Raw genomic sequence first — 24,502 nt, 5'->3', positions numbered from 1 at the left:
AGTACGGCATGAGTGATGGCAAAGGCGGCATTATGCCACAGGCGCCGGTCAAAACGTGCATTCCTCCCGCGGAACCCCAAGCCACGGCGGCAGACTGAGATCTGCGACGCGGTTCCGCGGTCACCGGAAGGGTACGGCCCGGTCAGCCCTCGGGGGGCTGGCCGGCTAGTGGATAAACGCCTGCTCGATGCTGGTCACCAGCGGGCGGAACCAGGGCTGTCCCTGACTCTCCCAGGAAGCCAGCAGGCTGCGATGGCACAGGTGGTCGAAGCCGTCCAGCTCGAACGCCACCAGGTCACCGCTGGCCAGGTGGGGACGAATCAGCGCCGCAGAGATAAAGCCGATCCCCTCCCCCCGCAGCAGCGCCTCCACCATCAGGTGCAGGTCCCCGCAGGAGACCTGGAAGCGAAAGTCCTCCAGCTCCAGGTTCTTATTGGCCAGGTTTTGTACCAGCAGATCCCGGGAGCAGCATCCGGGCTTGGCGACATAGAGGGTGTGCGCCATCAACGCTTCCAGGCTCTGCTCATCGATGCTGCTGAGCAGCGCCGGACAGGCCACGAAGATCACCTTGTCCGGCGGCAGGGGGTGGCGCCAGCAGTTACTCTGGTTCAGGGGCTGGATATGTTCGGTGATGGCGATGTCGTAGCGCCCTTCGTTGATGGCCGAGATCACCTGGTCGCTGGCCAGGTAGTCAAACTCCACCGAGTGCTTCTTCTCGCGGTTGAACTCACTCAGCGCTACCGGGAAGTAGCTGGCGCCGAATGCCGGGGTGCAACACAGCCTCAGGGCATCGCTGCCGCTCTGCTGCAGCCGGGAAAACAGCTGCCGCTCCATCTCCATCACCCGGCGGCCGTGTTCCAGCACCAACTCCCCGGCAAGGGTCGGTTTGATTGGGGTCAGCTGCCGGTTGAGCAGCACCGCTCCGCACAGCTCCTCCAGCGCCTTGATACGCTGAGAGGCGGCGGAGTGGGTGATGCTCATGGAGTTGGCCGCCTTGGAGATGCTGCCCAGGTCCACCGACAGCACCAAGGTTTTCAGGTCATGGGTCTTCATACACATTCCTTGCCTAATTGTGCCGTGGCACCTGGGAGTAGCACTAGGATAACAATGATAATTAGGTTTCACTAATATATTGGTAACCATCGTGATCCAACGCAAACCCATAGGGGTCTACACTGACTGAAGCGACCACCATCAGGAGCCCGATATGGAAACACTCAAGGTACTGGCCCTGTGCGGCAGTTTGCGTCAGGAGTCGCTGAACCGCAAGCTGATGCAGCAGGCGATCGCCCTGGCTCCCAGAGAGCTCACCATCGAGGAGGGCAAGATCGGCGCCCTGCCCCTCTACAGCCAGGATATCCAGCAGATGGGGTTTCCCGAGCCGGTCGAATTGCTGCACCGGCAGTTGATGGCGTCGGATGCCCTGCTGCTGATCTCTCCGGAGTACAACTACTCCATCCCCGGGGTGCTGAAGAACGCCATCGACTGGTTGTCACGCTACTCGCCCCACGGCTTCAACAACAAACCGGTGGCGCTGATGGGCGCCAGCCCGGGCAGGATGGGCACCTGTCGCTGCCAGTACCACCTGCGCCAGGTGATGGTGTTCCTCAACGCCTGGGTGCTGAACCGGCCCGAGGTGATGCTCAGTGAAGCGCACTTGGCGTTCGATGAGCAAGACGCACTCCGGGAGAACCGGTTGCAGGAGCTGGTGGCAAGCCAACTGGCGGCCCTGAGACAGATGATTCACGACTAGGGCCGGTGTCCGCCCTAGCTGCCGGCGCCCCTAGCGGTTGAAGCTCAGGTGGAGGGAGCCGATCAGCCCGACCTGTTGCTGCAGTTCACCGCTGCACTGCTCCACCTCCTGAGTGGAGGCCTGGTTCGCCTGAGTCAACCCCTGGATCTCAGACAGGCTGACGGCGATCTCATTGACCGCCTGTCTCTGCTGCACCGCCGCGGTGGCAGTCTGACCGGACAGGTCGTAGGCCAGCTCAATCTGGCGAGTGATCTCCTCAATCTCACCGGCGACCGACTGGGCACCCACGGCGCAGGTATCCGCCAACTGATGGTTGGCCTCCATCCGCTCGACCCACAGCGTCAGGGTACGGTGCATTCCCTCGATGCTGTTCTGAATCTCGGTGGTCGCCTGCTGAGTTCGGTTGGACAGGGCCCGGACCTCGTCGGCCACCACCGCAAATCCCCGGCCCTGCTCGCCGGCCCGGGCCGCCTCGATGGCGGCATTGAGCGCCAGCAGGTTAGTCTGCTCTGCGATGCCGTCGATCTCCTTCATCGCCTGGGTCACCCGCTCCGCCTCCCCATGAAGCTCGCTGGCATGGGCGGCGGCGGTCTTCACCTCCTCCGCCAAGGCGCGGATCTGATCGCGGCTGGCCAGCACCTCCCTCCTGGCCTGGTGACAGGTGTCGCTCGAGCGCTGGGTGCTCTGGGCGGACTCCTGGGCGCAGTTGGCGATCTCGCCCACAGACACGTTCAGCTCCTCCACCGCCGTGGCAATCTGGTCCAGGCGGGCGTTTTCCTGGCGAACCCCCTGCTTGGCCTGTTCACTCAGCCCCACCAGGCTGGCAGACATGGCATCCAGCTTCACGGCGGCATCGCGGGTACGCCCCAGCACGCCGGTCATCCTGGCCTGGGAGAGCAGCAGCTGGAACTGGAGGATGCTGCTGCTGCCGTGACCGGCAAACACGTAACGGCTGACGCTGTCGTACTGCTGCTGAAGCCGGGTCAGCATCGCCGGAACCCGGAACGCCTCATCGAAGAACAGCAGCAGCATGGCAGCGACCATCGCCAAGCCACAGGCCACCACCCAGGGCTGGAACAGCCAGCCGACCGCGGCAAACCCGAGGGCCAGGATCATTCCGGACAGCCAGCGGCGACGGGCCAGGGTCAGGGGTTGCTTCAGGGGCCTGCCCTGGTTGAGCCGTTGATAAAGGGTCGATGCCCGCGACTTCAACGTCTGGCTGGTGGCCCGGCGCACCGACTGATACCCCACCACCTGGCCATGCTCGAAGATGGGCGAGACAAAGGCGTCCACCCAGTAGTAGCGGCCATCCTTGGTGCGGTTCTTGACGATGCCGCGCCAGGGCTTCTGGGCTTTGAGGGCCTGCCACAGCTCACGGAAAACCGCCGGGGGCATCTCCGGGTGGCGCACCAGGTTATGGTTGTGACCGATCAGCTCCTGCTCGCTGAAGCCGCTGACCTCGATAAAGGCGGGATTGGCGTAGGTGATCACCCCACGCAGATCTGTGGTGGATACCAGCTCCTCATCCTGAGGAACCACAACCTCTTCGTTGACGATATCGCGCTCTCGTCTCATGTGACCTACATCCTGTAGTTAGATTGGGCAAATCAATTTCGGGTCACATTTTACGTCTTGCCAAATCGCTTTACCACGTGGTAGGGCGGAAACTTTTTTCCGTTAAAAGCGAATTCATCCCGCTATTTCATCAAGTTGCACACAAAATCAGCGGCTGGCCCATGGTGATGACTCCTGACCCTCCCTGGCCACATTCTCACCATCTGTGACCACCGGATCCTCACTGCCCTACAGGTCATTCAGGTCGTAGGGGGTCTGCTGATAGACGCAGTAGTTGAGCCAGTTGGCGAACAGCAACGCGCCGTGGGCGTGCCATCTGGCGTGTGGCGGCAAGGTCGGATCGTCCTTGGGGTAGTAGTTTCTGGGCAGGGCCGGATGGGCGCCGGCGGCCAGGTCCCGGCGATACTCATCCTGCAGCGTGGTGCGGGTGTATTCCGGGTGGCCGGTCACAAACAGGTTGCGGTTGTCCCGGCTGGTGACCAGGTAGGCGCCCGCCTCATCGGACTCGGCCAGCACCTGCAACTGCGGATGGGCCTTGAGCCGATCCAGGCTCACCTGGGCAAAGCGGGAGTGGGGCACCCAGAACTCATCATCAAACCCGCGCAGTAGGGGCACATGGCCATGGGCGCGCCGGTGACGAAATACCCCGGAGATCTTGTCATCCCTCAGGTAGCGCTTGACCCCATAGAGGTGGTAGAGCGCGGCGTGGGCCGCCCAGCACAGGAACAGCACCGAGGTGGCATGGCGCTGAGACCAGTTGATGATGTCGCAGATCTCGGGCCAGTAGGTGACCTCCTCGAACTCGAAGTTGCCCAAGGGGGCGCCGGTAATGATCAGGCCATCGTAGTTGTTGGCCTTCACCTCGTCGAAATCCCGGTAGAAGGCATCCATATGGTCGGTCGGAGTGTGCTTGGAGGCTTTGCGGTGGATGCGAAGCAGCTCCACGTTGACCTGCAGCGGCGAGTTCCCCAGCAGACGAAGCAGCTGGGTCTCGGTCTCGATCTTGTTGGGCATCAGGTTAAGGATCAGCAGCCTCAGGGGGCGGATGTCCTGGGATTCCGCCCGCTCATCGGACATGACAAAGATGTTCTCGCTGCGCAGGATCTCCGACGCCGGCAACTGACTGGGTATTCTTACTGGCATGAACAGCACCTCCTTGAGCCCTAGTTATAACAGGACATCTAGACGGCTACAACTCCAGAGCTCCAACTTGTCCGCCACTGTGATCCCGGTCCGGCAAGGGGGCGGCGTCAGGGTGAGCGTTAACACTTTGGGAACAGATATTTAGATCAAGAGCTGCTATGATCTCGCTACCTGAACTCACCCTAAGACATCATGAGCCAACTCTCCGCCATCATCATCGGCGCCAATGCCGGCCTCAGCCAGACCCTGGCCCGCAAGCTGGCCGCCGAAGGGGTCCGACTCGGGCTGCTGGCCGCCGATCGCCCGGCCCTGCAACCCCTGCTGGACCAGTTGCCCGACACCACCTTGTGCAACGAGATCGACATCTTCGATCCCGACCAGTGCCGCCAGGCGCTGGATCAACTGTGGCAACAGCTGGAGGGGGCGCAGCTGGTGATCATCAACACCGCCGCCAACCACCAGGATCTGGACCTGCCCTGGCTGGCGGACAAGATGGTGGTGGATGTCAACGTCACCGGCTTCACCGCCCTGGCCAACGCCGCCTTTGCCCGGTTCCGGCAGCAGAAGTACGGCCAGTTGGCGGCCATCACCTCCATCGCCGGAGAGCGCGGCGGCGCCAGCAGCGCCTTCCATGCCAGCAAGGCGTATCAGCAGAACTACCTGCAGGGCCTGAGGCTGCACGCCCAGCGCCTGAAGCTGCCGGTAACCGTCAGCGACCTGCGCCTGGGCTATATCGACAAGATGCAGGCCCGGGGCAGCAAGACCTGGGGCGCCTCGCTGGAGGTGGTGGCCGACCAGATCCTGGCCAACCTGAAAAAGGCCAAGGCCACCAGCTACGTCACCCGCCGCTGGCGCCTGGTCTCCTGGATTGGCCGGCTGTTGCCGGAGTTTATCTACAACAAGCGCAAGTATCGCTAAAGGTTCCGTCACCTTTTTAGGGGTCTGACAAAGACAAACGCCGGCATCTGCCGGCGTTTTCCGTTGCTGTGGCGCAAGCCAATCAGAACTTGTACCCCACGGACACCATGTAGACCCAGGGGTCGATGTCAGTCTTGATATTTTGATGTTCTGGCTGAGACATATCTAAGGTCTGGTTAAATTCGACGTCGGTCTGGATATCGAGATACCAGATGGAGGCGTTGATCAGCCAGTTCTGGTTCAGCTCGTAATCGATGCCCACCTGGGCCGCCAGGCCCCAGGAGTCGGACAGCTCCAGATCGGTCAGGGCACCGCTCACGTTGCTCTTGAATTCCTCATCCCAGAAGTAGGTGTAGTTGATGCCGGCGCCGACATAGGGGCGGATCTTGTCGCTGCCGAAGTAGTACTGGGCCATCACCGCCGGCGGCAGGTGGGTCACCTCGGCAATTTCGCTAAATGCCCCCAAAGATACATTGTGCTTGAAGGGAGTCGCCGCCAGTACCTCGATGGCCCAGGCGTCGGTCAGCATGTAGGTAAAGTTCAAGCCCAGCTGGTTGTCTTCATCAACACTAAACTCACCAGCACCAAGTACATCCTCAGAGGACTCGTCTGGAGACACCTGCGCCCAACCGGCACGAACAATAAAGTCACCGGCTTCGCGGGCGGCAAAGGCTGGGGCAGAGAGAGAGGCCAGGACCAGGGCAGAGATCAGGGTTTGCTTCATCATTTATTTATCACTCCATGAATGGTTGGAAACCAATTTCAAACGTTTTTCCAACAAGTTGCTGCGGACTGTACCAATTAAGGGGTAGATCTTTTTTGATCTAAAACAGGCTTTCAAAAGCTATTTGCGCCCTACCACCAGCCAAAAGATTTGAAAAGCGATCCAGCTCCCACTGGGCCAACAAAAAAGGCACCCCCGGGTGCCTTGGTGCAAATCTTGCGAAAAATAAGTTTCATTTAAAATGAAGGATTTTATCCAGAATCAGCGTGGTCGCTCCATGGTGACGGTCACCACCCTCTCGCCATTGCTGATCACCGGGAAGCGTTCGTAACTTTGCAGCAACAACCTATCCTCCAGCTTCACCATGGCCACCACCAGGTAATCGGCATCCGGATCGATCGCCTTCTCGGGCAGCTGGAACTTAAACAGCACCGGCAGTTTGGCCACGGTGAAATGCTTCTGAGCCAGGATGGCGCCGCGCACCTTGGCATCAATGATCGCCACCGTCAGCTCTGCGCCCTTGGGCAACAGCGAGACGCCCTCGGCCCCGGCCACGCCGGTGATGCTCACCAGCTTGGGCTGGCTCTCGCCCACGGTGACGCAGCCAGTGAGGACCAGGGAAAACAGCAAAACAGTGAGAATTCGCAACATAAAAAAGGCTCCTTGTATCAGGAGCCTTTATACCAAATCCCTTGACCCTAAGCCATTTAGCCTGCCTGGGTCTGCACCGCCATCGGCTTGCGGGCCTCGAAATAGGCCAGGGTATCGCCAATCACCTCTTTACGCAGCAGCAGCAGGGCAATCAGGTTGGGAATCGCCATCAGACCGTTCACCACATCCGCCAACAGCCAGATCATATCCAGCTGCAGCAGGCCGCCGACGGCCACCAGGGCCACGAAGGCCCAGCGGTAGGGAAGACGGGCGCGCTCGCCCCACAGGAACAGCACCGCCCGCTCACCATAGTAGTTCCACCCCAGGATGGTGGTGAAGGCGAAGAACAGCAGCGCCAGGGTGATCACCTGCTGGCCGACAGTGGCGGACAGGCCGGAGGTGAAGGCGGAGGAGGTCATCGCCGCCCCGGCCAGTTCCCCCTGCCAGGCACCGGTCACCACCAGGGCCAGACCGGTGAGGGTGCAGATGATGATGGTGTCGAAGAAGGTGCCAGTCATGGAGACCAGCCCCTGCTCCACCGGCGAGTCGGTGCGGGCCGCCGCCGCCGCCATCGGCGCACTGCCCAGTCCCGACTCGTTGGAGAACACCCCGCGGGCGATACCGAACTGGATCGCCATCATCACGGTGGCACCGGCAAAACCGCCTCCCGCCGCCTGAGGCGTAAAGGCCGCTTCCACCACCAGGGCCGCCGCCGCCGGCACCGCCTGCCAGTTGAGGCCCAGCAACATCACACAGGCCACCACGTAGAACAGCGCCATGGTAGGCACCAGTGCGGTGGCCACCGCGGCGATGCGGCGCACACCGCCCAGGGTCACCATGGCCACCAGCACCGCCAGCAGGCTCATGGAGAGCCAGTCAGGCACGGAGAAGGCGATGCGGGCCCCGTCGACGATGGCGTTCACCTGGGGGAAGGTGCCGATGCCAAAGAACGCCACCCCCAGGGTAAACAGGGCAAACATCTTCGCCAGCCACACCTTGCCGGTGCCGTGGAGGATGTAGTACATGGGGCCGCCCACCTGCTGGCCGCGCTGATCCTGGCGGCGGTACTTCACCGCCAGCATGCATTCGGCGTACTTGGTGGCCATACCGGCGAAGCCGGCCATCCACATCCAGAACAGCGCCCCGGGCCCGCCCAGCTTGATGGCGGTGGCCACGCCGACGATATTGCCCGTTCCTATGGTGGCGGCCAGGGCGGTACACAGGGCGGAGAAGGAGCTGATGTCCCCCTGGCCGTCTCTGGGTTTGAGCATCAGGCCGATGGCCATGGGCAGGCGACGTACCTGCATCAGTCTCAGTCTTAACGTGAAATAAACCCCGGTTCCCACCAACAGGAGCAACAGTGGTGGACCCCAAACCCAGCTGCTGAGGGTGGAGAGGGCGGTATGTAGTTCGTTCATTTTGATCTCTTCCTCGGTGCGACAACCTAAATACACAGAGGAGAGCCATGCTTGACGGGCGGATCAGCGATCCGTCCTGAGAAAGGAGGTAAAGCGTTTATCTTGCACCCTGTCCTTTTGCCTGAGCGTTTGACCACCGCCTCCCGAGGGGGAGTACGGGGCTTGCGCCTTCGGCGTCCAAGTCAATGGAACTCTCCAGAGGCCCGTCCAGTAACAGTCCATGCCGGCCAAGCCGGCGCCTGAAAGATTTACTTCTTCGGCGGACGCAGAGCGTCACTCTCCTATTACCTTCATCCGGGATTCCGCTCTCGCGGAAACAGCCACTCTATCAAAAAGCGCGCCATCAAGGCGCGCTTTTTTGGTGAGACAACTCACACTATCGGGCTTTCTGTCGCAGCAGCCCCTCCTGGGCGGTGGAGGCCAGCAACTCTCCAGCCTGATTGAAGATCTGCCCGCGCACCAATCCCCGGGAGTTGATGGCGTTGGGGGAGTCCACCGAGTAGAGCAGCCACTGGTCGAACGCCACCGGCCGGTGAAACCACATGGAGTGATCGATGGTGGCCATCTTCACCCCTGGGGTCAGGAAGGAAACTCCGTGGGGCTGAGCGGCGGTGATCAGGAAGTTCAGATCCGAAGCGTAGGCCAGCAGATGGCTGTGCAGCACCGGGTTCTGGGGCAGCTCGCCGTTGACCCGCATCCACACATGGCGCACCGGCTCCCTGGGCGTGGGGTTCAGCGGATCCACCGGATCCACCGGGCGAATCTCGATGGAGGTGTTCTTCAGGTAGATGTCCAGCACCCTGTCCGGCACCTTGCCCCGCATCGCTTCCGCCAGCTGAAACTGGTTGGCCAGGGTCTGCGGGCCGGGGACCCGGGGCATGGCCGACTGGTGCTCAAACCCGGGCTCCAGGTGGTGGAAGGAGCCGGTCAGATGGAAGATGGGGCGGCCATGCTGGATGGCGCTGACCCGGCGGGTACTGATGGTGCGGCCATCGCGCATGTTCTCCACCTCGTAGATCACCGGACGGTTGAGGTCGCCGGCACGCAGGAAGTAGGAGTGGAAGGAGTGGATAGCCCGTTCGGCGTCCACGGTGCGGGTGGCGGCGGCCAGTGCCTGGCCCAGTACCTGACCACCGAACAGGTGACCAAAGCCCAGGTCCTCGCTCTGGCCCCGGTACAGCCCCTCCTCCAACGGCTCCAGGTCCATCACCTGCAGCAGGTTATCGAGAGAATTGGACATAGGTGGGTCCCAAAATCTGTGACAAAGGCCACAGGGTACCCAAGGCCCCGTCCCAGGGCAACGGCTCTAGCGCTGAAGCAGCCGCCGAATCCGCTCCCGGAATGAGGCGTAGGGGGTCACCACCGACTCGGAGTCCAACTCGTCCCAGGCCAGGCACAGCTCCTCCGGCCTCAGGTTCTCCGGCTTGAGGCGGATGCCGTGGGTCTCGACGGTCCGGGCCAGGGTAAACTGGCCGGCGGCGGCGGTCAGGGTGGCGCCGTTGGGGGCATCGCGGGAGAGCAGGTAGAGCAGGGCCGGCACCACCGCACTGATCTGCAGTTTTTGACGTTGCTCATCGCTGTAGAGCTTGTCCACCATCCGGGTGGACGCCGACGGACACAGGGCATTGCAGCGGATCCCCGCCTCCTCCATCCTCTGAGCGACGGACAGCATGAAACCGCGGTTGGCCATCATGCTGGCCCCAAAGCCCCCCAGATCCCGGTCTCCGTAGAGCCCGGAGAAGCCGCTGCAGACGACGATGTGCCCCTGCTGCTCGGTAAGTTGCTCCATGGCGGCGTGCACCAGATTCACGGTACCGAAGTGGTTCACCTCCATCATCCGCCGGTATTCGCCGAGATCGCAGCGGACCTGCTGGGGAATCAGGATGCCGGCGCAGGCCACCACCGAGTTGATGCGGCCAAAATGCGCCACCCCGGTCGCCAGGGCATCGGCCAGGGCCGAATAATCGGTGACGTCCACGCACAGCGGCAGGGCCTCGCCATCCAGGTTACGGATCAGGCCCGCCACCTCCTGAGCCAAGCTGTCATCGCACCCCTGGCCTTGGGCATCACAGCCGTTGTCCAGCAGCAGCAGCCTGGCTCCGCGCTCCGCCAGCGCCAGGGAAAAGGCCCGTCCCAGGCCTCGGCCGGCGCCGGTAACCGCGATCACCTGATCATCAAAGCGAATTGAACCTGTTTCCTTCATCCCTGACCTCCCAAATTAGCGAGTTACTCCTATTTAAAAACAATGGGTTAATCCCTGACCATTTGCCAGTGTAAAACCGTCTCCGAAATCCGATTTTCTACCGGGATCACACCCCCCTGTCTCAAACGATGAATCTCCTCGCTTTAGAGGTACAATAATGCGGTCATAACCAAAGCAAGAGACCCTATGAATCTGAGTTACTGGATGATGGCCATTCGTCCCCGCACCCTGCCCGCCGCCATCGGGCCGATCCTGGTGGGGAACGTGTTGGCTTTTTATCATCAGGACTTCTCAGCCCTGGTGGCGGTCGCCTCCATGGTGTGCGCCGTACTGCTGCAGATCGGCGTCAACCTGGCCAACGACTATTTCGACTTCAAATCCGGCGTGGACACCGATGAGCGCCTGGGGCCCACCCGAGTGACCCAGCAGGGGCTGCTGGCCCCCGGGGCGGTGCGCAACGGCATGATCCTCTCCCTCGCGGTGGCGACCCTCATCGGCCAGTACCTGATCTTCATTGGCGGCTGGCCCATCGCCCTGCTGGCCCTGTTCGCCCTGGCCGGCGCCCTGTGCTACTCCGGCGGCCCCTACCCCCTGGCGTCCCACGGCCTGGGCGAGATCGCCGCCTACGTCTACTTCGGCCTGGTAGCGGTGGTGGGCTGCTACTTCATCCAGACCGGCACCACCGACGCCAGCGCCTGGTTGCTTGCCAGCGCCGTCGGCCTGCTCAACGCCGCCATCATGCTGGTCAACAACACCCGGGACCGCACCACCGACATCAAGGCGGGCAAGCACACCCTGGCGGTACGCCTGGGGCTGGAGCGCTCCCAGTTGCTGTACCAGATGCTGATCGCCGCCCCCTACCTGATGGTGACCCTGGGCTGGCTGATGGGAATGCTGCCCGGCGCCACCGTCGCCGCCTGCGCCGTGTCGATTCCCATGGCCAAAGCCCTGGCCATGGAGTTCGCCAGCACCGAGGGCGCCGCCCTCAACCCCCTGCTGGGGCGCACCGCCAAGCTGACCATGATCTTCTCTGGACTGGCCTCGGGCGGCCTGCTGCTGGCCCTCTGAGGAGCAAGGACAGTGGCAAGGGGCTCCTGGTAGCCCCTTTTTATCGGCTGCCCCACCCCCGCCAGGTTTTATTTTCCGATAAGCAGTGATCTGGGTCACGCCTGGCCCTGAGATTTGATACACTCAGGGAGGTCTAAAACAACAAACAAAATCATGCCGATGGAAGACAATAAACGCCCCCTATATATCCCCTATGCCGGACCGGTGCTGCTGGAGACCTCCCTGCTGAACAAGGGCTCCGCCTTCAGTGAAGAGGAGCGGGAAGCCTTCAACCTCGACGGCCTGCTGCCCCACGCCATCGAAACCATCGAGGAGCAGGCGGAACGGGCCTACCAGCAGTTCCAGCACTTCACCAACAACATGGACAAGCACGTGTACCTGAGGAACATCCAGGACACCAACGAGACCCTGTTCTACCGGCTGGTGAACAACCACATCAGCGAGATGATGCCCATCATCTACACCCCCACCGTTGGCGAGGCCTGTGAACAGTTCTCCAACATCTACCGCCGTGCCCGGGGGCTGATGCTCAGCTACCCCAACCGGGACAAGATCGACGACATCCTCAACAACGCCACCCGTCACAACGTGCGGGTGATCGTCATCACCGACGGCGAGCGGATCCTCGGTCTCGGCGACCAGGGGATCGGTGGCATGGGCATTCCCATCGGCAAGCTCTCCCTCTACACCGCCTGCGGTGGTATCAGCCCCGCCTACACCCTGCCCATAGTGCTGGATGTGGGTACCGACAATCCGCAACGGCTGAACGATCCCATCTACATGGGCTGGCGCAACAAGCGCATCTCCGGAGAGGAGTACGACGCCTTCGTCGAGGAGGTGCTCAGCGCCATCCAGCGTCGCTGGCCCGACGCCCTGGTGCAGTTCGAGGACTTTGCCCAGAAGAACGCCATGCCGCTGCTGGAACGCTACAAGGAGCGACTCTGCTGCTTCAATGACGACATCCAGGGCACCGCCGCGGTCACCGTCGGCTCCCTGCTGGCCGCCTGTAAGGCCGCAGACACCCAGCTCAAGGATCAGACCGTGGCCTTCCTCGGCGCCGGCTCTGCCGGCTGCGGCATCGCCGAGGCGATCATCGCCCAGATGGTCTCCGAGGGGCTGGAGGACGGCGACGCCCGCGCCCGCGTGCATATGGTGGATCGCTGGGGCCTGCTACAGGAGGGGATGCCCAACCTGCTGCCGTTCCAGCAGAGACTGACCCAGAGCCTGGAGAAGACCCAGGACTGGAGTGAGGAGGGAAGCGGCGTCTCCCTGCTGCAGGTGATGGAACACGCCAGACCCACCATCCTCATCGGCGTCAGTGGCGCCCCTGGGCTGTTCACCGAAGAGGTGATCCGCACCATGCACAAACACTGCCCGCGCCCCATTGTCTTCCCCCTGTCCAACCCCACCCGCCGGGTGGAGGCGATGCCGGAGGATATCCTGCGCTGGACCGACGGCCAGGCGCTGGTGGCCACCGGCAGCCCCTTCGACCCCGTTGAACTGGAGGAGACCACCTACCCCATCGCCCAGTGCAACAACAGCTACATCTTCCCCGGCGTCGGCCTGGGGGTGCTGGCCTGCAAGGCGGAAAGGGTCACCGACAACATGCTGATGGCCTCCAGCCGCGCCCTGGCAGAGTGTTCTCCCCTGGCCAACGACGGCGAGGGTTCCCTGCTGCCGCCGCTGGAACAGATCCAGGAGGTGAGCAAACAGATCGCCTTCGCCGTGGCCCAGGCCGCCATGCGCGATGGCGTGGCCAAGCTGATGAAGAACGTCGATCTGAAAGAGGAGATCGAAGCGATGTTCTGGCAGCCGGAGTACCGCAGCTACAAGCGCACCAGCTTCTGAACCCGGTCCAGCGGCAGCAAACAAAAAGAGGTGCCTGTTGGCACCTCTTTTCTGTCCGCTCCCTAACGAGCCTCAGGAGAGGTCCAGTACCGGCTGCTCCGGTGTGTTGAGCCCCATCTGCGCCAACGCCTGGCTGATCACCAGCAGCGCCTGGGGATCCTCGATGGTGGCCGGAGTATTGACCGCCTCGCCGTTGGCGATCTTGCGCATGGTACCTCGCAGGATCTTGCCGGAACGGGTCTTGGGCAACTTCTCCACCACCCCCACCAGCTTGAAGGCACCCACCGCGCCCACCTCGGCGCGCACCAGGGCCACCAGCTCACTCTTGATGGTCTCCAGATCTCTGTCCATCCCCTGCTTAAGCACCACCAGCCCCAGCGGCAACTGTCCCTTGAGGCTGTCGTTGATGCCGATCACCGCCGCTTCCGCGACGGCGTTGTGGTGGGACAGCACCTCCTCGAAACGACCGGTGGAGAGGCGGTGGCCCGCCACGTTGATGATGTCATCCACCCGCCCCATCACATAGAGATAGCCCTCCTCATCCATGTAGCCGGCGTCGCCGGTCAGGTAGTATCCCGGGTAGCGCGCCAGATAACCGTCGCGGTAGCGGTCGTCGTTGTTCCACAGGGTCATCAAGGTGCCCGGGGGCAGGGGCAGCTTGATGGAGATTGCCCCGCTCTGGTTGGGTGCCACCGGGGTCCCCTCCTCATCCAGCACCTCCACCTGGTAGCCAGGCACCGCCAATGCCGGCGAGCCCGCCTTGATCGGCAGGGGGGCGATGCCCATGGGGTTGGCGCAGATAGACCAGCCGGTCTCGGTCTGCCACCAGTGATCCACCACCGGTACCTTGAGCATCTCCGCCGCCCAGTTCAGGGTATCGGGATCGCAGCGCTCACCGGCCAGGAACAGCGCCTGCAGCGAGCCGATGTCCACCCCCTGCAGCAGGCTGGCGTCGGCATCCACCCGTTTGATGGCGCGGATGGCGGTGGGGGCGGTAAAGAAGGACTTCACTTTGAACTTGTCGATGATACGCCAGAAGGCACCGGCATCCGGGGTGCCCACCGGCTTGCCCTCGTAGAGCAGGGTGGTGGCCCGGGCCAGCAGTGGCCCATAGACGATGTAGGAGTGGCCCACCACCCAACCCACGTCGGAGGCGGCCCAGAACACGTCGCCAGCGTCGATGTTGTAGATCGCCTTCATCGACCAGGCCAGGGCCACGGCGTGGCCGCCATTGTCCCGCACTACCCCCTTGGGCCGGCCGGTGGTACCCGAGGTGTAGAGAATGTAGAGGGGGTCATCGGCGGCCACCTCGACACAACCGGCGGGCTCGGCATTCGCCACCAGCGCCTGCCAGTCGTGGTCCCGGCCCGCCTTTAACTCCGCCTGGCACTGGGGCCGGGCAAAGATCACCGTGCCCTGAACCTGGTGCTGGGACTGCTCCAGCGCCGCATCCAGCAGCGGCTTATAGGGGATCACCCCGGAAGGCTCTATGCCGCAGGAAGCGGAGATCACCAGCTTGGGCTGGGCATCGTCGATGCGGCTGGCCAGCTCCGGCGGAGCAAATCCGCCGAACACCACCGAATGGATCGCCCCGAGCCGGGCACAGGCCAGCATCGCCACCGCAGTCTCGGGGATCATCGGCATGTAGATCACCACCCGGTCCCCCTTGCCGATGCCCAGTCCCTTGAGGGCCCCGGCAAAGGTGGCCACCTGCTGCTGCAGCTCGCCATAGCTGACGGCGCGCTCGCTGCCGGTCACCGGGCTGACGTACTGGATCGCCGTCTGCTCTCCGAATCCCGCCTCCACATGCCGGTCCACCGCGTTGTAGCAGGTGTTCAGGGTCGCCCCTGGAAACCAGCGATAGAAGGGGGCCTGGCTGTCGTCCAACACCCGTTCCACCGGCTTCATCCATGAAATTGTCTGGGCAGCCTGGCTCCAGAACCCCTGGGGATCCTGCCACGCCTGCTGCTGCATCTGTCTGACCTTATCTAACGGCATCTTCGCCTCCCTGGTCGAATTCTCAAGGCATCACCCTTGAATTTGTATCAGATGGCGACGGCTTGCCCCATTCGACCAAGGGCTAACACCCCGTTAACAACTTTACCTTTACGTAAACTTCCTATATGGTGAACTCAAGCAACTTTAGACCGGTACCAGCATGACTCAGAAACACGAAAAGAGCGGTGTCACCTACTCCATCAGCGATCTGGCCCGTGAGTTCGACATCACCACGCGCAGCATCCGCTTCTACGAGGACCAGGGCCTGCTCAGCCCTGCGCGCAGGGGGCAGACCCGCATCTACAGCCTGCAGGATAAGGTGCGGCTGAAGCTGATCCTCAGGGGCAAACGCCTGGGCTTCTCCCTGGCGGAAACCGGTCGCCTGTTTGATCTCTACGACGCCGACAAGAGCAGTGGCACCCAGCTGCAAACCATGCTGGAACTGATCGAGACCAAGAAGGCAGACCTTCAGCAACAGATGGACGATATCAAGGTGGTGATGATGGAACTCAGCTCCGCCGAACAGCAATGCAAGCAGGCACTGGAAGAGCTAACCGCAGAAAGTACATAACAAGCGGTCCCTCTTTTTGCGGCCGGAGCGCCGCCAGTCTTGCTGCCCACAAGGACCCAAGGGGAGAAGATATGAGCCTTTACCAAACCAATTTCAACTTTGGCTTGGACGATACGCTGGAGATGCTGCGAGACTCGGTACGGGATTTTGCCCAGGCCGAGATCGCCCCTCTGGCCAGTGACATAGACCAGAGCAACACCTTTCCCAGCCAGCTATGGCAGAAGATGGGCGAGATGGGGCTGCTGGGGATCACCGTTTCCGAGGAGTATGGCGGCGTCAACATGGGCTACCTGGCCCACGTCATCGCCATGGAGGAGATCTCCCGGGCCAGCGCCTCGGTCGGCCTCTCCTACGGTGCCCACTCCAACCTGTGCGTCAATCAAATTCACCGCAACGGCACCGAGGCGCAGAAGGCCAAGTACCTGCCCAAGCTGGTCAGCGGCGATCATGTGGGCGCCCTGGCGATGAGCGAGCCCAACGCCGGTTCCGACGTGGTCTCGATGAAGCTCACCGCCCGCCTCGAGGGTGACCACTATATTCTCAACGGCAACAAGATGTGGATCACCAACGGTCCAGACGCCGACACCTACGTCATCTACGCCAAAACCGACCTGAATACCGGCCCCAAGGGGATCACCGCCTTCATCGTCGAGCGCGGCACCCCGGGGTTCACCCAGGCCCAGAAGCTGGACAAGCTGGGGATGCGCGGCTCCAACACCTGTGAGCTGGTGTTCCAGGATGCACCTGTCCCGGTGGAGAACGTCCTCGGGGGAGTGGGGAAAGGGGTCAACGTGCTGATGAGCGGCCTCGACTACGAGCGGGTCGTCCTTTCCGGCGGTCCCCTGGGGATCATGGCCGCCTGCCTGGACCAGGTGGTGCCCTACATCCATCAACGCGAGCAGTTCGGCCAGGCGATCGGCCAGTTCCAGCTGGTGCAGGGCAAGGTGGCGGACATGTACACCCGCTCCAACGCTGCCCGCGCCTACGTCTACGCCGTCGCCCAGGCCTGCGACCGCCGGGAGACCACCCGCAAGGACGCCGCCGGTGCCATCCTCTACTCCGCCGAACTGGCCACCCAGCTCGCCCTGGACGCCATCCAGCTGCTGGGGGGCAACGGCTACATCAACGAGTACGCCACCGGCCGGCTGTTGCGTGACGCCAAGCTGTATGAGATCGGCGCCGGCACCTCGGAGATCCGCCGCTTCCTCATCGGCCGCGAACTGTTCAACGAAACCGCCTGATCCCATGGCGCGGGGCCCCTGGGCCCCGCCAGTTAAGGACTGACTACCGTGACCATACTCCGTTCCAGCATCAATCGGCAGGACGCGGGCTTTGTGGCCCGTCACCATGCCATGGCGGATCTGGTGGCCGACCTGAAGGCCACCCTGGACGCCATCCTTCCCGGGGGCAACGAGCGTGCCCGCAGTAAACACCTGGGTCAGGGCAAGCTGCTGCCCCGCCAGCGGGTCGAGCGACTGCTCGACCCCGGCGCCCCCTTCCTGGAGTTAAGCCAGTTAGCCGCCCACGGCTGCTACGAGGACGACGTCCCCGCCGCCGGGGTGATCGCCGGCATCGGCCGGGTCGCCGGGGTGGAATGCATGATCGTCGCCAACGACGCCACGGTAAAGGGAGGCACCTACTACCCCCTCACCGTCAAGAAGCACCTGCGGGCCCAGGAGATCGCCGAGAAGTGCCACCTGCCCTGCCTCTACCTGGTGGAGTCCGGCGGCGCCTTCCTGCCCCGCCAGGATGAGGTGTTCCCGGACAAGGACCACTTCGGCCGCATCTTCTACAACCAGGCCAACATGTCCGCCAAGGGGATCCCGCAGATCGCCGTGGTGCTGGGCCTGTGCACCGCCGGCGGCGCCTACATGCCCGCCATGGCCGATGAATCGATCATCGTCCGCGAACAGGGCACCATCTTCCTGGGTGGGCCGCCGCTGGTGAAGGCGGCCACCGGCGAGGAGGTCACCGCAGAGGAGCTTGGGGGCGGCGCCGTCCACACCCAGATCTCCGGGGTGGCCGACCACCTGGCTGAGAACGACGAACACGCCCTGCAGCTGGCCCGCCAGGCGGTAGCCCGCCTCAACCATAAGCGCCGCCAGTCCCTGGCAGACAGTGCCATCCTTCCGCCGCGCTACCCCGCCGATGAGCTCTACGGCATCGTCGGCAGCAACCTCAAACAGCCGTTCGAGGTGCGCGAGGTGATCGCCCGGCTGGTGGACGACTCCGACTTCGACGAGTTCAAGGCCGGCTACGGCGCCACCCTGGTGTGCGGCTTTGCCCGTCTCTATGGCCAACCGGTGGGGATCCTGGCCAACAACGGCATCCTCTTCTCCGAGTCCGCCCTCAAGGGCGCCCATTTCATCGAACTGTGCTGCCAGCGCAACATCCCGCTGCTGTTCCTGCAGAACATCACCGGCTTCATGGTGGGCAGGAAGTACGAACACGAGGGGATCGCCAAACATGGCGCCAAGCTGGTGACCGCGGTCTCTTGCGCCCGGGTGCCCAAGTTCACCGTGGTGATTGGCGGCAGCTACGGCGCCGGTAACTACGGCATGTGCGGCCGCGCCTACGACCCCACCATGATGTGGATGTGGCCCAACGCCCGCATCTCGGTGATGGGGGGCGAGCAGGCGGCCAACGTGCTGGCCCAGGTGCGCACCGACGCCCTGGCCCGCAAGGGGGAGAGCTGGAGCGAAGAGGCCCAGGCCAACTTCAAGCAGCCCATCGTCGAGCAGTATGAGCGACAGGGACACCCCTACTACGCCAGCGCCCGGCTGTGGGACGACGGCATCATCGATCCGGCCCAGACCCGGGAAGTGGTGGGCCTGGCCCTGACCGCCGCCATGAACGCCCCGGCCCAAGAGACCCGCTACGGCGTGTTCCGCATGTAAGGAGAGCCCATGGAATTTCAGTTTCTGACCCTGAGCCAGCAGGGGGGCGTCGCCCGCCTCACCCTGAACCGGCCAGACAAGCACAACGCCTTTGGCGACACCATGATCACCGAACTGAACCAGGCCCTGGCCCTGCTGGCCAAGGAGCCGCCGACGGTGCTGGTGCTCGCCGCCAACGGCAAGCACTTCTCCGCCGGCGCCGATCTGGCCTGGATGAAGAGCCAGGTGAACCTGGATGAGCAGAGCAACCTCCTTGATGCCCGTGAGCTGGCCCGGCTGATGCACAGCCTGGACCGCTTCCCCAGCCCCACCCTGGCGCTGGTAGACGGCGCCGCCTTCGGCGGAGCCCTGGGGCTGATCGCCTGCTGCGACGTCGCCCTGGCCTCCCGCCGCGCCCGCTTCTGCCTCTCCGAGGTGAAGCTGGGGTTGATCCCGGCGGTGATCTGCCCCTTCGTCGCCCGGACCATGGGCCAGCGACAGGCCCGCCGCTTTATGCTCAGCGCCGAGCAGTTCGACGCCGACACCGCCTTCCGTCTCGGCCTGGTGCACCAGGTATGCGACGACCTGGCCGCCGAGGGGGAGGCGATGATCGCCACCCTCACCGGCAACGGCCCCAAGGCGATGCAGGCCTGCAAGGCGCTGCTGCACACCATAGAACACCACCCCTTCGATGAGGCCCTGGCGCAGCTGACCGCCGAGGCCATAGCCCGCATCCGGGTGTCGAAGGAGGGGCAGGAGGGGCTGGGCGCCTTCTTCGACAAGCGCCCGCCCAGTTGGCAAGGAGAGAACTGATGCTGACCAAAGTACTGATTGCCAACCGAGGCGAGATTGCCTGCCGGGTGATCCGCACCTGCCGCACCCTGGGCATCGCCACGGTGGCGGTCTATTCGGAGGCCGATCGCGGCGCCCAGCACGTGCTGATGGCCGATGAGGCCCTGCTGCTCGGTCCGGCCCCCGCCACTGAGTCCTACCTCAAGGGCGAGGCCATCCTCGAGCTGGCCAGGGCCCATGGGGTGGATGGCATCCACCCGGGCTACGGTTTCCTGTCGGAGAATCCGCAGTTCGCCCGCGGCTGTGAGGCCGCCGGCATTCGCTTTATCGGCCCCGGCGCCGACGCCATCGACAAGATGGGATCCAAGAGCGCCGCCAAGGCGATCATGGCCGACGCCGGTGTGCCCATGCTGCCGGGCTACCACGGTGAGGATCAAAGCGATGCCTGCCTGACTGCCGAGGCCAGCAAGATCGGCTACCCGCTGCTGGTCAAAGCCGCCTTCGGCGGTGGCGGCAAGGGGATGCGCATTGTCAATGGCGCCGATGAACTGCCCCAGGCCCTGGCCACCGCCCGCCGGGAAGCGGCCTCCGCCTTTGGCAACGACACCCTGCTGCTGGAGCGCTATCTGGCCGCCCCTCGCCACGTGGAGGTGCAGGTGTTCGCCGACACCCAGGGCAATTGTATCTACCTGTCCGACAGAGACTGCTCCATCCAGCGTCGCCATCAGAAGGTGGTGGAGGAGGCCCCGGCGCCCGGACTGAGTGACGCCCTGCGCGCCGAGATGGGGCAGGCCGCCTGCCGGGCGGCCCAGGCCATCGATTACGTCGGCGCCGGCACCGTGGAGTTTCTGCTGGATGAGCAGGGGCGTTTCTACTTTATGGAGATGAATACCAGGCTGCAGGTGGAGCACCCGGTCACCGAGATGGTCACCGGCCAGGATCTGGTGGAGTGGCAGCTGCGGGTGGCCGCCGGCGATCCCCTGCCCCTGTCCCAGTCTCAGATAACGGTGAAAGGCCACAGCCTCGAGGTGCGCCTCTACGCCGAGGATCCCCAGAGGGAGTTCCTGCCCGCCACCGGTACCCTGACCCGGTTCCGGGTGCCCGACAGCCTGCGGCTGGACAGCGGCGTGATCACCGGCGACACCATCAGCGCCCATTACGACCCGATGATCGCCAAGCTGATCAGCTATGGCGAGGACCGCAACCAGGCGATCGCCCAGATGGTTCGCGGCCTGCGCCAGACCCAGCTGGCCGGGGTTACCAGCAACCTGGCGTTCCTGGCCCGCATCGTCGCCCATGAAGATTTCAGACGGGCGAAGCTGGACACCGGCTTCATCGAGCGCCATTACCACACCCTGACCAAGGCAGACGATCTTCGCCAGCGGGCCGCCATCGCTGCCGCCCTGGTGGCCAGCCGCCCGAAGCCGGGCCAGGTCCCCTGGCAGAGCGCCGTGGGATTCCGCCTCAACCAGGCGGCCCACCTGGGCCACCAGCTGGAGGATGAACATGGCGAGCGCTACACCCTGGAACTCAGGGGGCTGTGGCCAACCTTCCGGGTCCAGCTGGATGGCCAGGAGCACAGGGTGGTCGCCAGCCTGGACGATGAGCAGGTGCGCCTGGAGCTGGATGGCCACCTGTGCCACTGGCCCTACCAACGCTGCCACGAGGCGGTGACCCTATTCCTGCCCGATGGGCCGCTGCGCTTTACCCAGGTTCGCCATGGCAGCAGTGAAGAGGGGGAGGCCGGTGAAGATGCCCTCAAGGCACCGATGAACGGCACCATAGTGGCGCTGCTGTGCGACCTGGAGCAGCAGGTGGAAGCGGGACAATCCCTGCTGGTGATGGAGGCGATGAAGATGGAGTACACCATCACCGCCCCCTACGCCGGCAAGGTGACCGCCCTGCCCTTCTCTCCCGGTCAGCAGGTCAATGACGGCGCCGCCCTGGTGGCCCTGGAAGCCCTGGAGGAGTGATGACCCAAGCCAAGATCGTCGAGGTGGGGCCGCGGGACGGCCTGCAGAACGAAGCCGGCGTCACCCTGGAGCAACGCATTCAGTTAGTTGACGCCCTGTCGGAGACCGGATTGAAGGAGATCGAGGCCGGCAGCTTCGTCTCCCCCAGATGGGTTCCGCAGATGGCGGATGCCGATCGGCTGTTTGCCCGAATCCAGCGGAAGGCGGGGGTGCGCTACAGCGCGCTGACCCCCAACCTCAAGGGGCTGGAGTCGGCCCTGGCCGCCGGTGTCGACGGGGTGGCGGTGTTTGGTGCCGCCTCGGAGAGCTTCAGTCAACGCAACATCAACTGCTCGGTGGCCGAGTCCCTGGAGCGCTTCCAGCCGGTGATGGCCGCCGCCCGCGACGCCGATGTTCCGGTGCGCGGCTATGTCTCCTGTGTCCTGGGCTGCCCCTACGAGGGGGAGATTCCGGTAGCCAGGGTGGCCGAGGTGGCCCAAACCCTCTATCAGATGGGCTGCTACGAGATCTCCCTTGGCGACACCATCGGGGTGGGCACCCCGGCCAAGGCCCGGGCTATGGTGATGGCCGTGGCCGAGCGAGTGCCCATCTCCGCCCTGGCGCTGCACTTCCATGATACCTATGGCCAGGCGCTGGCCAATCTCCTGGCCTGCCTGGAGCTTGGGGTCACCACCTTCGACAGCGCCGTGGCGGGCCTGGGGGGCTGCCCCTATGCCGCCGGCGCCTCCGGCAACCTGGCCACGGAAGATTTGGTCTATATGTTGGAGGGGATGGGCGTGGAAACCGGCGTCAACCTGGACGCCCTGGTGCGGGCCGGGGAGCAGATCTGCCACGGCCTGAACAAATCACCCACCAGCCGGGTCGCCCAGGCCTGGTTGGCTAAGCGCAAGGAGACCCAGGGATGAGTAACCGCGACCCACTGTGGCAACCCTCAAAGGCGCGGCTCAGCGCCACTCAGATGGAACAGTTCCGCCTGGGGCTGAATGAGGATTTGGGACTGGACCTGGAGGATTACGACGACCTGCACCGCTGGAGCGTCACCCGACCCGGCCCCTTCTGGCGTGAGATCTGGCAGCGATTCAGGGTGATTGGCGATATGGGCGAGACCCTGCTCGCCGACGGTGACCGGATGCCCGGCGCCCGCTTCTTTCCCGACGCCAAGCTCAACTTCGCCGAGAACCTGCTGCGCTACCGTGACGACCGCATCGCACTGGTGTTCCGGGACGAGGCCGCCAACCGGGTGGCCCTCTCCTACAACGAGCTCTATCACGAGGTCGCCAAACTCGCCGCCCATCTGCGTGGTCTCGGCCTGACCCCCTGCGATCGCGTCGCCGCCTTTATGCCCAACCGCATCGAAACCGTGGTCACCATGCTGGCCGCCGCAGCCGTGGGAGCCACCTTCAGCTCCTGCTCACCCGATTTTGGCTTCAACGGCGTTTTGGACCGCTTCGGCCAGATCCGCCCCAAGGTGCTAGTGGGCGCCAGCGGTTACCGTTACAACGGCAAGGTGATCGACTGCAGTGAAAAACTGACCGAGATCGCCCGGGCCATCGACTCCCTGGAGCAGCTGATCGTGGTACCGGCCTTCGATGACACCGGCGGCGTGGACGCCCCCATGGCCATCGACTGGAGCGAGGCCCTATCGAATGAGGCGCGCAGCCTCAGCTTCGAGGCCCTGCCGTTCGATCACCCCCTGTACGTGCTCTACTCCTCCGGCACCACCGGCAAACCCAAGTGCATCGTCCACGGTGCCGGCGGCACCCTGCTGCAGCACCTGAAGGAGCACCGGCTGCACACGGACCTGGCCCGGGAGGATGTGCTGTTCTACTTCACCACCTGCGGCTGGATGATGTGGAACTGGCTGGTGAGTGGCCTGGCGGTGGGCGCCACCCTGGTGCTCTACGACGGCAGCCCCTTCGCCCCCGGTCCACAAGTACTGTGGCAACTGGCGGAACAGGAGGAGGTCAGTGTCTTCGGCACCAGCGCCAAGTACATCGCCGCCCTGGAGAAGGCCGAGTACTGTCCCGCCCGCCACCACAGGCTGGATAACCTCAAGGCCCTGCTCTCCACCGGTTCCCCACTGGCCCACGAAGGGTTCGACTTCATCTACCGCGAGATCAAACAGGATCTGTGCCTCAGTTCCATCTCCGGTGGCACCGACATCGTCTCCTGCTTCGCCCTGGGCAACCCGGCCAAACCGGTCTATCGTGGCCAGCTGCAGTGCCTGGGGCTGGGGATGGACGTGCAGGTGTTCGATGAGCTGGGTAACGCCATCCGGGGTCAGAAGGGGGAGCTGGTGTGCACCACACCCTTCCCCTCCATGCCGGTCGGCTTCTGGGATGACGAGGATGGCAGCCGCTACCGCGATGCCTACTTTGGCCGCTTCGACAACGTCTGGGCCCATGGCGACTACGCCGAAACCACCCCACAGGGGGGGCTGATCATCCATGGTCGCAGTGATGCCGTACTCAATCCCGGAGGGGTACGCATCGGCACCGCCGAGATCTACCGCCAGGTGGAAAAGGTGGCGCAGATACAGGAGAGTCTGGCCATCGGCCAACAGTGGCAAGATGATGTCAGGGTGGTGTTGTTCGTGGTTCTTAAAAGCGGATTACAGTTGGACGAAACATTGAAGCACACTATCTGCCGCACCATCAGGGCCAACACCACCCCTCGTCATGTGCCGGCAAAGATCATTCAGGTGTCCGATCTGCCCAAAACCCTCTCAGGCAAACTGGTGGAACTGGCGGTGCGCAAAGTGGTTCACGGGGAGGAGGTGAACAACACCGATGCCCTGGCCAATCCGGAATCCCTGAAACAGTTCATCAACATTCCAGAACTCTCCAGTTAACACCGCGGAACGCGACCATTACCGCCCCACAACAGGAATGGTCGCGTTTTTTCACTCCATTCAAAAACTTATACACTAAGTGAAGCTCAAAACGAGGGAAATCAGCGGGCAATGCAATCATAACTTAAAATACTTTTTTA

General features: G+C 63.4%; 19 protein-coding genes, 1 pseudogene and 1 riboswitch. Of the genes and pseudogenes, 11 read left to right on the top strand and 9 right to left on the bottom strand.

Features of this window, described 5'->3' with window-relative positions:
- Positions 1-165 precede the first annotated feature (165 nt).
- Positions 166-1,053, bottom strand: a complete 888-nt coding sequence (locus FCL40_RS06425) for a LysR family transcriptional regulator (RefSeq protein WP_169307023.1) — start codon at positions 1,051-1,053, stop codon at positions 166-168.
- 154 nt (positions 1,054-1,207) lie between these two features.
- Here FCL40_RS06425 and FCL40_RS06420 point away from each other — a divergent pair, with 154 nt between their 5' ends.
- Positions 1,208-1,753 carry an NADPH-dependent FMN reductase gene (locus FCL40_RS06420; RefSeq protein ID WP_136852339.1) on the top strand — a complete coding sequence of 182 codons (546 nt, stop codon included), beginning with the start codon at positions 1,208-1,210 and terminating at the stop codon, positions 1,751-1,753.
- Between the two features lie 30 nt (positions 1,754-1,783).
- Here the strand turns inward: FCL40_RS06420 and FCL40_RS06415 are convergent, their stop codons facing one another.
- Positions 1,784-3,328 (bottom strand): methyl-accepting chemotaxis protein, encoded by a 1,545-nt coding sequence (locus FCL40_RS06415; RefSeq protein ID WP_136852338.1) that lies wholly within the window; start codon positions 3,326-3,328, stop codon positions 1,784-1,786.
- 228 nt (positions 3,329-3,556) lie between these two features.
- Positions 3,557-4,471: a homoserine O-acetyltransferase MetA gene (metA, locus tag FCL40_RS06410; RefSeq protein ID WP_136852337.1), complete on the bottom strand. Its 915-nt coding sequence runs from the start codon at positions 4,469-4,471 to the stop codon at positions 3,557-3,559.
- A gap of 192 nt (positions 4,472-4,663) precedes the next feature.
- On the opposite strand from metA, the gene FCL40_RS06405 reads away from it, so the two are divergent.
- Positions 4,664-5,389 (top strand): SDR family NAD(P)-dependent oxidoreductase, encoded by a 726-nt coding sequence (locus FCL40_RS06405; protein ID WP_136852336.1) that lies wholly within the window; start codon positions 4,664-4,666, stop codon positions 5,387-5,389.
- 82 nt (positions 5,390-5,471) lie between these two features.
- Here FCL40_RS06405 and ompW read toward each other — a convergent pair whose 3' ends face one another.
- The 5 genes from ompW to FCL40_RS06380 all read right to left on the bottom strand — a co-directional run bounded on the left by ompW (position 5,472) and on the right by FCL40_RS06380 (position 10,385).
- Positions 5,472-6,116, bottom strand: a complete 645-nt coding sequence (gene ompW / locus FCL40_RS06400; protein WP_136852335.1) for an outer membrane protein OmpW — start codon at positions 6,114-6,116, stop codon at positions 5,472-5,474.
- 258 nt (positions 6,117-6,374) lie between these two features.
- A complete protein-coding gene (locus FCL40_RS06395; protein WP_136852334.1) occupies positions 6,375-6,764 on the bottom strand; it encodes a YbaY family lipoprotein in 390 nt (129 codons plus the stop codon).
- A gap of 56 nt (positions 6,765-6,820) precedes the next feature.
- A complete protein-coding gene (locus FCL40_RS06390; RefSeq protein WP_136852333.1) occupies positions 6,821-8,182 on the bottom strand; it encodes an alanine/glycine:cation symporter family protein in 1,362 nt (453 codons plus the stop codon).
- Positions 8,183-8,281: 99 nt separating this feature from the next.
- Positions 8,282-8,391, bottom strand: a riboswitch (glycine riboswitch).
- 167 nt (positions 8,392-8,558) lie between these two features.
- Positions 8,559-9,422, bottom strand: coding sequence for an acyl-CoA thioesterase II (gene tesB, locus FCL40_RS06385; RefSeq protein ID WP_136852332.1), 864 nt, complete (start codon positions 9,420-9,422; stop codon positions 8,559-8,561).
- Between the two features lie 66 nt (positions 9,423-9,488).
- Positions 9,489-10,385, bottom strand: coding sequence for an SDR family NAD(P)-dependent oxidoreductase (locus FCL40_RS06380; protein ID WP_136852331.1), 897 nt, complete (start codon positions 10,383-10,385; stop codon positions 9,489-9,491).
- A gap of 192 nt (positions 10,386-10,577) precedes the next feature.
- On the opposite strand from FCL40_RS06380, the gene FCL40_RS06375 reads away from it, so the two are divergent.
- A complete protein-coding gene (locus tag FCL40_RS06375; protein WP_136852559.1) occupies positions 10,578-11,453 on the top strand; it encodes a 1,4-dihydroxy-2-naphthoate polyprenyltransferase in 876 nt (291 codons plus the stop codon).
- A gap of 159 nt (positions 11,454-11,612) precedes the next feature.
- Positions 11,613-13,301, top strand: a complete 1,689-nt coding sequence (locus FCL40_RS06370) for an NAD-dependent malic enzyme (RefSeq protein WP_136852330.1) — start codon at positions 11,613-11,615, stop codon at positions 13,299-13,301.
- 72 nt (positions 13,302-13,373) lie between these two features.
- Here FCL40_RS06370 and FCL40_RS06365 read toward each other — a convergent pair.
- Positions 13,374-15,302: pseudogene (locus FCL40_RS06365) on the bottom strand (propionyl-CoA synthetase); the annotation flags it as partial.
- Positions 15,303-15,459: 157 nt separating this feature from the next.
- Here FCL40_RS06365 and FCL40_RS06360 point away from each other — a divergent pair.
- The 7 genes from FCL40_RS06360 (at position 15,460) to FCL40_RS06330 (ending at position 24,362) form a co-directional block, all read left to right on the top strand.
- A complete protein-coding gene (locus FCL40_RS06360) occupies positions 15,460-15,870 on the top strand; it encodes a MerR family transcriptional regulator (RefSeq protein WP_136852328.1) in 411 nt (136 codons plus the stop codon).
- Between the two features lie 71 nt (positions 15,871-15,941).
- Positions 15,942-17,111, top strand: coding sequence for an isovaleryl-CoA dehydrogenase (locus FCL40_RS06355; RefSeq protein WP_136852327.1), 1,170 nt, complete (start codon positions 15,942-15,944; stop codon positions 17,109-17,111).
- A gap of 48 nt (positions 17,112-17,159) precedes the next feature.
- Positions 17,160-18,767 carry a carboxyl transferase domain-containing protein gene (locus FCL40_RS06350; RefSeq protein WP_136852326.1) on the top strand — a complete coding sequence of 536 codons (1,608 nt, stop codon included), beginning with the start codon at positions 17,160-17,162 and terminating at the stop codon, positions 18,765-18,767.
- 9 nt (positions 18,768-18,776) lie between these two features.
- The gene (locus tag FCL40_RS06345) at positions 18,777-19,559 is read left to right on the top strand and encodes an enoyl-CoA hydratase-related protein (RefSeq protein WP_136852325.1); all 783 of its coding nucleotides are present in this window, start codon (positions 18,777-18,779) and stop codon (positions 19,557-19,559) included.
- The gene (locus FCL40_RS06340; RefSeq protein WP_136852324.1) at positions 19,559-21,511 is read left to right on the top strand and encodes an acetyl-CoA carboxylase biotin carboxylase subunit; all 1,953 of its coding nucleotides are present in this window, start codon (positions 19,559-19,561) and stop codon (positions 21,509-21,511) included. The genes FCL40_RS06345 and FCL40_RS06340 overlap by 1 nt, the downstream gene beginning before the upstream one ends.
- Entirely contained in the window at positions 21,511-22,416 is a 906-nt protein-coding gene (locus FCL40_RS06335) for a hydroxymethylglutaryl-CoA lyase (protein WP_136852323.1), read from the top strand. The genes FCL40_RS06340 and FCL40_RS06335 overlap by 1 nt, the downstream gene beginning before the upstream one ends.
- Complete coding sequence (locus FCL40_RS06330; protein ID WP_136852322.1) at positions 22,413-24,362, top strand: acetoacetate--CoA ligase; 1,950 nt, start codon at positions 22,413-22,415, stop codon at positions 24,360-24,362. The genes FCL40_RS06335 and FCL40_RS06330 overlap by 4 nt, the downstream gene beginning before the upstream one ends.
- Positions 24,363-24,502 lie beyond the last annotated feature (140 nt).

Source organism: Ferrimonas sediminicola (genome assembly GCF_005116715.1).
Classification (GTDB): domain Bacteria; phylum Pseudomonadota; class Gammaproteobacteria; order Enterobacterales; family Shewanellaceae; genus Ferrimonas; species Ferrimonas sediminicola.
The sequence above is the reverse complement of the archived record's forward strand: the minus strand, read 5'-3'. Positions and strand labels throughout refer to the sequence as shown.

Excerpts from the sequence above, each read along its gene's own strand:
- FCL40_RS06335 (WP_136852323.1), top strand. The coding sequence starts at position 21,511 with ATGACCCAAGCCAAGATCGTCGAGGTGGGGCCGCGGGACGGCCTGCAG.
- tesB (WP_136852332.1), bottom strand. The coding sequence starts at position 9,422 with ATGTCCAATTCTCTCGATAACCTGCTGCAGGTGATGGACCTGGAGCCG.
- FCL40_RS06395 (WP_136852334.1), bottom strand. The coding sequence starts at position 6,764 with ATGTTGCGAATTCTCACTGTTTTGCTGTTTTCCCTGGTCCTCACTGGC.
- FCL40_RS06370 (WP_136852330.1), top strand. The coding sequence starts at position 11,613 with ATGGAAGACAATAAACGCCCCCTATATATCCCCTATGCCGGACCGGTG.
- FCL40_RS06345 (WP_136852325.1), top strand. The coding sequence starts at position 18,777 with ATGGAATTTCAGTTTCTGACCCTGAGCCAGCAGGGGGGCGTCGCCCGC.
- FCL40_RS06330 (WP_136852322.1), top strand. The coding sequence starts at position 22,413 with ATGAGTAACCGCGACCCACTGTGGCAACCCTCAAAGGCGCGGCTCAGC.
- FCL40_RS06425 (WP_169307023.1), bottom strand. The coding sequence starts at position 1,053 with ATGAAGACCCATGACCTGAAAACCTTGGTGCTGTCGGTGGACCTGGGC.
- FCL40_RS06340 (WP_136852324.1), top strand. The coding sequence starts at position 19,559 with ATGCTGACCAAAGTACTGATTGCCAACCGAGGCGAGATTGCCTGCCGG.
- FCL40_RS06355 (WP_136852327.1), top strand. The coding sequence starts at position 15,942 with ATGAGCCTTTACCAAACCAATTTCAACTTTGGCTTGGACGATACGCTG.
- FCL40_RS06420 (WP_136852339.1), top strand. The coding sequence starts at position 1,208 with ATGGAAACACTCAAGGTACTGGCCCTGTGCGGCAGTTTGCGTCAGGAG.
- FCL40_RS06405 (WP_136852336.1), top strand. The coding sequence starts at position 4,664 with ATGAGCCAACTCTCCGCCATCATCATCGGCGCCAATGCCGGCCTCAGC.
- FCL40_RS06380 (WP_136852331.1), bottom strand. The coding sequence starts at position 10,385 with ATGAAGGAAACAGGTTCAATTCGCTTTGATGATCAGGTGATCGCGGTT.
- FCL40_RS06415 (WP_136852338.1), bottom strand. The coding sequence starts at position 3,328 with ATGAGACGAGAGCGCGATATCGTCAACGAAGAGGTTGTGGTTCCTCAG.
- FCL40_RS06390 (WP_136852333.1), bottom strand. The coding sequence starts at position 8,182 with ATGAACGAACTACATACCGCCCTCTCCACCCTCAGCAGCTGGGTTTGG.
- FCL40_RS06360 (WP_136852328.1), top strand. The coding sequence starts at position 15,460 with ATGACTCAGAAACACGAAAAGAGCGGTGTCACCTACTCCATCAGCGAT.
- metA (WP_136852337.1), bottom strand. The coding sequence starts at position 4,471 with ATGCCAGTAAGAATACCCAGTCAGTTGCCGGCGTCGGAGATCCTGCGC.
- ompW (WP_136852335.1), bottom strand. The coding sequence starts at position 6,116 with ATGATGAAGCAAACCCTGATCTCTGCCCTGGTCCTGGCCTCTCTCTCT.